The sequence below is a fragment of the Bacilli bacterium genome (genome assembly GCA_036381315.1).
Classification (GTDB): Bacteria; Bacillota; Bacilli; order Paenibacillales; family KCTC-25726; genus DASVDB01.
The window spans coordinates 1-8,632 of record DASVDB010000039.1 but is presented as its reverse complement, the minus strand read 5'-3'; the positions used below and the strand labels follow the sequence as shown (position 1 = coordinate 8,632).

Genomic DNA, 8,632 nt, shown 5'->3' with positions numbered 1-8,632 from the left:
CATGAAAAGTAAAATAGGACGTGCCCAGTTGGCGAATGCGGCGCAACCGTTGAAATTCCGCGGTATTGATCAAGCGCCAGATCGGCTTGTCCTGTACATAAATGTATTTGTGCACCGGATCTTTAAAAACTTTTTCTTCTTGCAGATGCCATGTCATATGTTCGTCCCCTTTGCATCGCAAATAATGTCGAATCATGTCGCTAGAGCCTGGTTTTTTTCTGGCAATCGTTCTGCCCATTTTTTCCGTCGCCTGCCGCGCTGTCCATTTTTGGCAATTTGCCGGCAAAAGCCTTGGCAGCAAACATTGCGAACACCGCGAAAAAATATAAATCCTAAAAATTTGTAAATATTCAATTTTAGTGCGGAAGTGATATTGACTATTTTGGGAAACGCTGGTACGATAGTAGTGAAAAGTTTGTCGAAAGCTGCCGATTAAAATTTTTTCGGATAAGAGAGGGGTTTTATTTTCATGTTAAAGTCTACCGGTATTGTTAGAAAAGTCGACGAATTGGGCCGCGTTGTCATCCCGATCGAACTTCGCCGCACGCTTGGCATCGGCGAAAAAGACGCGCTGGAAATTTATGTGGATGGCGAGCGCATCATGCTGAAAAAATACGAACCCGCCTGCATTTTTTGCAGCAATGCCGAGAATGTCACCTACTTCAAAGGAAAAATTGTTTGCCAGGATTGTGTTAAAGAATTGCCTAACCTGTGACAAAATGAAAAAAATCGGTTATAATAAAGTTATTCATTTGTTAATTCTAACCTTTTTCATTTCTCCTTTGTCTCTGTGCACAATGTGCGCAGAGACTTTTTTCTACTGTTCCGAAAGCAAGTGCCTGTAAACCTCTCGCCGACTGATGCCCCGATCGGCTGCTACGCGTCTCATCGCTTCTTTTTTATCGCCGCATTCCCGCAAATAATGTTCGACATGTTGCGAAATGGACTGGCCGTGCCACCATTGCTCCATTGCCGGCGTTGCCGCTTCTCCTTCCGCAAGGTCCACGATCAAACAATATTCTCCCCGCGGCGGAACGGAACGAACATGTTCCAAACATTCCGCTATCGTCCCGCGCAATATTTCTTCATGTTTCTTGGTCAGTTCCCGAACCGCCGCGATGCGGCGGTCGCCCCATGCGGCAAGCATCGCCTGCAGCGTCTGGACAAGCCGGTGCGGAGACTCGTAGACGATCACCGTTCCGCCCGCAGCGTTCAGCTTTTTAAGCGACCGCTGCAATTTCTTTTTCTCCCGCGGCAGAAAGCCGGCAAAGGAAAACTGCGCCGCCGGCAAGCCGGATACGATGAGCGCGGCCAACCCGGCGCTCGCGCCCGGTATGGCGATCACGGCGATATCATGCGCCAAAGCCTCTTTTACCAGATCTTCACCCGGATCCGAAATGGCCGGCATTCCCGCGTCGCTAACCAACGCCACCGACTGGCCCGCCAAAAGCTTATCGACAAGTTCGCGCCCTTTTTCCCGTTTGTTGTGCTCATGATAGCTGATCAGCTTCCCGGGAATGGCGAAATGGGCAAGCAATTTGCGCGTCTGTCTCGTATCTTCGGCCGCGATCCAGTCCGCTTCGCGGAGCGTGCGAATCGCCCGGTACGTCATGTCTTCCAGGTTGCCGATCGGTGTCCCCACCAGATACAATCGTCCTTTGCCCGCATCTTTGGTTCCTTCATGTTCCGCAAAACTTTGCTGGATTTGCATGTTCAGCCACCTTCACCGGCCGTAAGCCGATTTTGTCTGCCCAGATAAATGTCTTCAAGTTCCCGGCAATACGATTCGCCTTCATGCACTATCAATGGCGGCAACAAGCGCACTTCCGGCTTGCCGTCGCGCGTCGCTTCCACCAGCACCAGATTGGCTTCCTGTCCGGCCCGCGGATGCACAAACCGAATCCGTTTGGGCTCCAGGCGATGTTGCCGAAACAATACGATGATCTCCGCCAACCGCGAAGCCCTGTGCACCATCGCCACTTTTCCCCCCGCGCGCACCAACCCGGCGCATGCCGCAACGGCTTCCGCCAACGTGCAGTTGATTTCATGCCGCGCTTCCGCGACATGCGCATTGATATTTTTGTCGCCCGAGGCAATCGGCAAATACGGCGGATTGATCGTGACGACATCAAAGCTGCCCGCTCCGGTAACCTGCCGAATTTCCCGCAAGTCGCCATGAATCATCGACAATTGGTGTTGCAGTCCATTGAGCGCAACGTTGCGAACGGCCATATCCCATAATCGCTCCTGTATTTCGACGCCGATGATCGTTGCCTGCGTGCGCGTGGATAAAAGCAATGGAATGACTCCGTTGCCGGTGCCCAAATCGATGATTTTGCCTCTTGCAGGAACCGTGCAAAACCTCGCCAGCAACACCGCGTCGAGCGAGAAACTGAATACTTCGTCGCTCTGGATGATTTTCAAATGATGCGTCAGGAGATCGTCAATCCGCTCCCGCCCGCGCAAAGCCACTTCCGTCATAGCTGCCTCCGGACAATCAACTCGACTTTATTTTCGGCAAAAAAACGCCGCAGGTCAACTTTGCAAACCGGCCCGCGGCGGGAAATTTACTTGTTTAAAAACGACAGGCAGAACAGGCAGTCGCCCTCCGTGCGCAAATGCCCGTAATAGACATTGCAAATATGAAACCCTTCATAATAAAGGCGCGCCAGATTATCGTACCCTTCCCCAACCACAGTGGCCGCTTCGGAATCAGGCTCGCGGGGAGTCCCGTTTTTCAATAATTTGCGTAATTGCTGATTTTCAATGCCAAGCCGCTTATTTTCTTCCAGCAACTGCACGATTTGCTTTTTCAAGGCGCCAAAATCCGCAAACATTTGCCCCATTCGTTCTTCCAAATCGCCGATTTGCCTGAAGATCGGATGTTTGTCCACTGTTTCACCCCTGGGCTCCCATCATTCTTTGCACTCGCGGCATTTCTCTCTAAGTAAGCGCCACGACATCATCAAACGGCAGCGTCATCACTTTGTCCAACTCGTAAATTTGCACCTGCAAGGTGCGGTCGTTTGCATTGATCGCCATCACCTTGCCGTTGCCGATCGAGGTGGCGACTTCTTTCCCGACTGCGGGAACTTCATCTTTTACGCTTTCATAATTGTCATGCTCAAATTTCAGACAACACATCAGCCGTCCGCACAGGCCGGAGATTTTGGTCGGATTGAGAGATAAATTCTGGTCTTTCGCCATCTTGATGGACACCGGAGCAAAGTCGCCCAACCAGGTCGAACAACAAAGCGGGCGGCCGCAAGGGCCGATGCCCCCTTTGATTTTGGCTTCGTCGCGAACGCCGATTTGCCTGAGCTCGATTCTGGTGCGAAAGACTGCCGCGAGATCTTTCACCAATTCGCGAAAATCCACTCTTCCTTCGGCCGTGAAATAAAAAATAACTTTGTTGCGATCAAATGTATATTCAACATCCACCAATTTCATTTTCAGCCCATGTTCGGCAATCTTTTGCAAACATGTGCCAAACGCTTCCTTGGCGGCTTTTTTATTTTCATCAACAATAACGGCGTCTTCCTCGCCGGCAATCCGGATTACTTTTTTCAGGGGCAAAACGACGTCATTTTCGGTAACATTGGTTTTCCCGATGACAATTTTTCCATATTCGATCCCTCGCGCCGTTTCTACAATAACGTTGTCTTCCTTTTTGACGGGAAGTTCCGCCGGATCGAAATAATAAATTTTACCCGCTTTTTTAAAACGCACACCGACAACACAATACAAACAATCTACCTCCTTCCCAATACAATCACAAGCTGCTCCAACGCCAATTGCGGGTTTACGTGGTAGCGAAGCCGCTTGCTCGTCTCGACGATAGCCTCCAAGCATATGATCCAACGCGAAACATCGCTTTGTCTCGCCTGTTTCTCCAACCAGTCCTTGTGCGCCGCAAACACCGGCGCGCGCTTGCGTCCGCAGCCCAGATGAACCAAATCCTTGTACCAAAGCAGCATAAGGTCCAGCAGCGTATCGATGTGTTCCGCCAGATTGGCTTTTATAAGCCTTTGCTGCAAGGTGACAAGCGCACCCTGCGGATTATCGGCGGATTCTTGGCATAATTGTATCATTACGTTCAACAGTTCCGCAAACCAATTTGTTTGCAGCAGCTCTCTTGCTTCATCTTGCCCGGCAGCGATCATCACCGCCGCCCGGACGAGCGCCGGAGCGTGCCCTTCGGACATCAGCGCCGCTTCCATATCCGCCGGATTCGCCGCGTGAAACGATACCCACTGCGCCCGCGAGCGAATGGTTGGCAACAGCGCATGTCCGTTTTCCGTAAGCAAAATCGCTTTGATTTGCGCAGACGGTTCTTCCAAAAATTTAAGCAGCGCGTTAGCCGCCTGGACGGTCATTAGCTCGGCCTGCTCAATCACATAAACTTTCACCTGCGCTTCTTCACTCCGGTAAAAAAACCTTCGCTGCAAATCCCTGATCTGCTCGATTTTGATGGAACCGCCGTCCGGCGCCACCACGTGCAGATCGGGATGGTTGCCGTGCGCGAACTTGCGGCACGCGGCGCAATTTTCGCACGGCTTTGGGCCGTCGGCCGTGCAAAACAGCATTTGGGCAAACCGCATGGCGGCCTTCCGTTTGCCCGTGCCTTTCGGCCCGTGAAAAATATAGGCATGCGATAATTTGCCCGCGGCGAACCCGCTTTGCAGCATTTCAACCGCGCGATTTTCGTCCGTATGGAATGCGTTCATCGTATCTCTCCATCATTCGATTGCAGCCTGATTGAAGCATGCGCTTTTAGAAAAGCAGTTAGAAAAGCAGATTGATCAGCAAACCGCGAATCTCCCCGACATGATCCAAAATCGTGATTCTTCCTTGCTCGCTTTGCAAAAGATCTTCCGCCATTTCAAGCAATTTGCGGTCAATTTCTTCGATCAGCTTATACCGCTTGCCTCTGCCTCTGCGGTCCCAGCCTTTCGTTTCCTTAAGGCCAACGCCACGCCTGACGGTCTCTTCCAGGTATTGCTTGACGAGTTGTTTATAGATGCGCAATTCGCGCACGGTCATCGTTTTGCCAAGCCGTTCTCCCTGCTCGGCAATATCCTTCAGCAGCCCGCGCAAACGATCTTCTCTGTTCCGCTCATCCTGATCGGCCATCATATCCGAAAAAGTTTTCTGCCGCACCGGCTGACCGCTTATCGTGTCGTGACGTCGCAACCCATTGCCGATCGGGCGCCACCTGGGATCAATTTTCATCGTCCATCACCCAACCGCAAGTCTAAAAATGCTCGAACCGTTCAACCGGCAGCACAAACACAGCGGCGCCACCGACTTGCACTTCAACCGGAAACGGAATATACGAGTCGGTCGTGCCGCCCATGGGAGATACCGGAGTTACCAATTGGTCGCGAACTTTGCAATTTGCTTTGATCACCTGAATAACATCGTCAATCCGGTCGTCCTCGATACCGATCATAAACGTGGTGTTCCCGGCCCGCAAAAAGCCGCCCGTGCTGGCGAGTTTGGTGGCCCGAAACCCGTCTTTGATCAGCGCGGCGGACAGCCGGTTGCTGTCTTTGTCCTGCACAACGGCAATGACCAGCTTCATGCCGACACCTCCTTTAATCAGTTTGAAAGCGCTCTCAACAGCTTTTGGAAATCCTGATAGATCTCCGCGGCAATTTCCTCCTCCGCCCTGTTGGCATTTACCATCATTACCCGGTCGGATTCTTCCTTGGCAATTTGCAAAAATTTCCGGCGAACTTTGCGATGATACGCTTCTTCGCGCAGTTCGATCCGGTCCAGAGCTTGCCCTGCGCGATCAAGCAAGCGCCGCCTGCTCGCGGCCTCCGCAATATCAAGCAAATACGTCCGATGCGGCGCCATTCCCGCTACGGCATATGCGTTAATGGTGCGCACCCATTGTTCATCGATGCCAAGTCCCGCCGATTGATAGGCGATACTGGCGTCGACAAACCGGTCGCACAATACGATGCTGCCGCGATGCAGCGCGGGGATAATTTTTTCCTGCACATGCTGGGCGCGCGACGCCGCATACAGCAACGCTTCCGTTCGCGCGGCCATTTCGCGGTTTTCCGGGGACAACAGGATGCCACGGATTTGGTCGCCGATCGGCGTGCCGCCCGGTTCCCTTGTCGTGACGACGTCAAGGCCGTCGCCGCGCAAACGGGCTGCCAGCAAGTTCAATTGCGTAGTCTTGCCCGCGCCGTCAGGGCCTTCAAACGTGATGAACAAACCCTTCACAGTGGACCTCCATCTATAAGCTATTTTTGCATTGTCATTTTGAAAATATTTACGGTGTTTGCGGTAGGGTCCGAACAGCCTTGAAAACGCGTTTCACACGCCGATAGCTGGTCGATCGCTGCAACTGCTTCCGGTGTGATGATTTCACCCGGATAAACAAGCGGAATGCCGGGCGGGTATGGAATCACCGCTTCGGCGCTGCGGCAGCCGATTGCGCTGTGTAGCTTGACGGCCACTGTAGCGTCCGCTTTGCGCTGCAAACGGCGCCATTCCCGAAATGACACGGTGGATAGGGATTGGATGTTAGCGAATGGTGTATATATATTATTATTCGCCGCAAAAACCGGCAGTTCCTTCTTGGCAAGCCGCCAATCGGCGGAAATCCTGCGCAGCGAGCGGGCCAGCTTGACGGCGTCGGCCGCCGTGGAGTGCAAACTGAAGACAACAACGGTATTGAGCGGATCGGCCATCTCGGCAAAACAGCCGTCGCGCGCAAGTTCCGCAAGCAATTGCGGGCCGCTGATTGTTCCGGTGCGGTCGTGCAGAATCACTTTAAACGGATCGCGCGCAAAAAACGCCGGCTGCCGGCTCGCCTGCGCCTCCGCGTAAAACCACGGCATTTCCGCGAGCAAGCGGTGGAATGTCTCTACCGCCGCCAGGCCCTGCGCGATTTTGTCGCGCCCGTAAAGCGCCGCCTCGCGGCGCGCCAAGTCAAGCGACGCCATTATCGGATACGACGGGCTTGATGATTGCAGAGCCGCCAAATGCCAGCGGATGCTTTCCCGATCCAGCAAATCGCCTTGCAGATGCAGCATGGCCCCCATCGTCATCGCCGACAACAGCTTATGCGTCGATTGCACCGCCGCGTCGGCCCCGCAGGAAAGCGCCGATGGCGGAAGCCCGGGATGAAAAGCGAAATGCGCGCCGTGCGCTTCGTCCACCAGAACCGGTTTGCCGAACGAATGAACCATTTCGGTAATGGCGCGCAGATCCATTGCCATGCCATAGTAGTTTGGATTGGTCAAAAGGACCGCCTTCGCTTCGGGGAAGCGCGTAAGAGCGGCGCGCACCGCTTCCGGTTCTACGCCGCAAGCCACGCCGGTGCGCGGATCGATTTTCGGGGGCAAAAAAACAACGGATGCTTCCGCCAGCATAAGTCCGTTTAGAACGGATTTGTGGACATTCCGCTGCGTTATAATCAAATCGTTCGCAGCGCAGACGGCGAGAATAAGCGCCAAATTGCCGGACGTGCTGCCGCCTACCAGAAAGTGCGTTTCATCGGCGCCAAAACATGCCGCGGCAAGTTTTTCCGCTTCCAGGATCGCTCCTTGCGGATGATGCAAATCATCCAGCCCGGGCAATTCGGTCAGATCCAGCGCCAGCGCGCCGCGAAAAAACACCGCGCTATCCGCGTTTTCGGCAGGAGGAACGGATTTGTGCCCGGGTACATGGAAACTGGTCGGATTTCCCTTAAGATGGCCGGCAATGGCCGCAAACAAAGGCGCTTTTGTCTGATCCACGGGCGCTGACCCCTTCGTTGTGACAAGGTTGTTTCGTCTATATCTATCTTACACATATTTAGTTGGCGTGCAAACGGCGCTTTCCATGACAAAAAACCGCGGGCAAGAAATTTTAGGCCCGAGGTTTTTTGCCAAACAAAATGCAGTAACTGTTTTTATTTCAGCAACTCTTCCACCCTGCTCTGCGCGTTATCCAGCGCCGTTTGCGCATCGATTTTGCCAAGTTTCGCCTTTTCCAATTCTTCGCCGACAGCGGTTGTCAAGTCGTTCCACTTGTCTGGAATCGGCCCGACCGGCGGCAAAACGAGCGAATCCAACGCTTCGGAGACAACCCGCTTCGATTCCGGCGGCGTCTCTTTATAGTATGCGGACATCACCGCTTCATCGGCAATTGCGGGAACGCTCCACCCTTTGCTGATACGCAAACTGACAGCGGCCGGGTCGGAGGAAATAAATTTAATAAACTTCCAGACGGCCTCTCCGTGTTTGGAACTCTTGGCGGCGACCAGTCCGTCGGCAAAGAAATGGTGCGCCTTCTGCGTGTTGCCGGGCTCAAGCGCCACATCCCATTTGAACGGAGCATCTTGAAAGCGGCCGAAATTCCAGATGCCCGCACGCAGCATGGCAATTTTCCCGGAAAGAAATGCGTTCAGGTCGGCATCCGGCTGGTTGAACGTATCATCGTTTAGCGCCGGAGATACTTTATACTTATTGGCTTTATCCAGCATCCATTGCAACGCATCGACATTTGCTTTGCTATTGACCGTCGGTTTGCCGTCCGCGCTCCAGATTCCACCGCCATTCTGGGCAATCGTCTTGTAGAATTCGTAAAACTGAACCGGCGCGTAGGTTCCCCATATCCCATGTGCGGG

The 8,632-nt window shown here is 53.3% G+C and carries 11 protein-coding genes; 1 reads left to right on the top strand and 10 read right to left on the bottom strand.

From position 1 onward, the window contains the following. The first annotated feature begins 469 nt into the window (after positions 1–469). Positions 470–715: an AbrB/MazE/SpoVT family DNA-binding domain-containing protein gene (locus VF260_03105; GenBank protein ID HEX7056176.1), complete on the top strand. Its 246-nt coding sequence runs from the start codon at positions 470–472 to the stop codon at positions 713–715. A 102-nt stretch (positions 716–817) separates the two neighbouring features. Here the strand turns inward: VF260_03105 and rsmI are convergent, their stop codons facing one another. The 10 genes from rsmI to VF260_03055 form a co-directional block, all read right to left on the bottom strand. Continuing rightward, positions 818–1,711, bottom strand: coding sequence for a 16S rRNA (cytidine(1402)-2'-O)-methyltransferase (gene rsmI / locus VF260_03100; GenBank protein ID HEX7056175.1), 894 nt, complete (start codon positions 1,709–1,711; stop codon positions 818–820). Between the two features lie 2 nt (positions 1,712–1,713). After that, the gene (locus VF260_03095) at positions 1,714–2,481 is read right to left on the bottom strand and encodes a tRNA1(Val) (adenine(37)-N6)-methyltransferase (GenBank protein HEX7056174.1); all 768 of its coding nucleotides are present in this window, start codon (positions 2,479–2,481) and stop codon (positions 1,714–1,716) included. An 86-nt stretch (positions 2,482–2,567) separates the two neighbouring features. Then, entirely contained in the window at positions 2,568–2,894 is a 327-nt protein-coding gene (gene yabA, locus VF260_03090; GenBank protein HEX7056173.1) for a DNA replication initiation control protein YabA, read from the bottom strand. A 49-nt stretch (positions 2,895–2,943) separates the two neighbouring features. Continuing rightward, positions 2,944–3,747 carry a stage 0 sporulation family protein gene (locus VF260_03085; GenBank protein HEX7056172.1) on the bottom strand — a complete coding sequence of 268 codons (804 nt, stop codon included), beginning with the start codon at positions 3,745–3,747 and terminating at the stop codon, positions 2,944–2,946. A gap of 5 nt (positions 3,748–3,752) precedes the next feature. Continuing rightward, the gene (holB, locus tag VF260_03080; protein ID HEX7056171.1) at positions 3,753–4,727 is read right to left on the bottom strand and encodes a DNA polymerase III subunit delta'; all 975 of its coding nucleotides are present in this window, start codon (positions 4,725–4,727) and stop codon (positions 3,753–3,755) included. Positions 4,728–4,785: 58 nt separating this feature from the next. Next, positions 4,786–5,232, bottom strand: a complete 447-nt coding sequence (locus VF260_03075; protein ID HEX7056170.1) for a YaaR family protein — start codon at positions 5,230–5,232, stop codon at positions 4,786–4,788. Between the two features lie 22 nt (positions 5,233–5,254). Further along, complete coding sequence (locus VF260_03070) at positions 5,255–5,584, bottom strand: cyclic-di-AMP receptor (protein ID HEX7056169.1); 330 nt, start codon at positions 5,582–5,584, stop codon at positions 5,255–5,257. A 17-nt stretch (positions 5,585–5,601) separates the two neighbouring features. Continuing rightward, positions 5,602–6,240, bottom strand: a complete 639-nt coding sequence (gene tmk, locus VF260_03065) for a dTMP kinase (protein HEX7056168.1) — start codon at positions 6,238–6,240, stop codon at positions 5,602–5,604. Between the two features lie 20 nt (positions 6,241–6,260). Further along, positions 6,261–7,760, bottom strand: a complete 1,500-nt coding sequence (locus tag VF260_03060) for an aminotransferase class I/II-fold pyridoxal phosphate-dependent enzyme (protein HEX7056167.1) — start codon at positions 7,758–7,760, stop codon at positions 6,261–6,263. Positions 7,761–7,915: 155 nt separating this feature from the next. Then, positions 7,916–8,632 (bottom strand): extracellular solute-binding protein (locus VF260_03055; GenBank protein HEX7056166.1); only part of this gene is annotated, 717 nt, incomplete at its 5' end.

What these genes read in the sequence shown, in the direction of transcription:
- VF260_03105 (HEX7056176.1), top strand. Translation starts at nt 470, where the DNA reads ATGTTAAAGTCTACCGGTATTGTTAGAAAAGTCGACGAATTGGGCCGC.
- rsmI (HEX7056175.1), bottom strand. Translation starts at nt 1,711, where the DNA reads ATGCAAATCCAGCAAAGTTTTGCGGAACATGAAGGAACCAAAGATGCG.
- VF260_03095 (HEX7056174.1), bottom strand. Translation starts at nt 2,481, where the DNA reads ATGACGGAAGTGGCTTTGCGCGGGCGGGAGCGGATTGACGATCTCCTG.
- holB (HEX7056171.1), bottom strand. Translation starts at nt 4,727, where the DNA reads ATGAACGCATTCCATACGGACGAAAATCGCGCGGTTGAAATGCTGCAA.
- VF260_03075 (HEX7056170.1), bottom strand. Translation starts at nt 5,232, where the DNA reads ATGAAAATTGATCCCAGGTGGCGCCCGATCGGCAATGGGTTGCGACGT.
- VF260_03070 (HEX7056169.1), bottom strand. Translation starts at nt 5,584, where the DNA reads ATGAAGCTGGTCATTGCCGTTGTGCAGGACAAAGACAGCAACCGGCTG.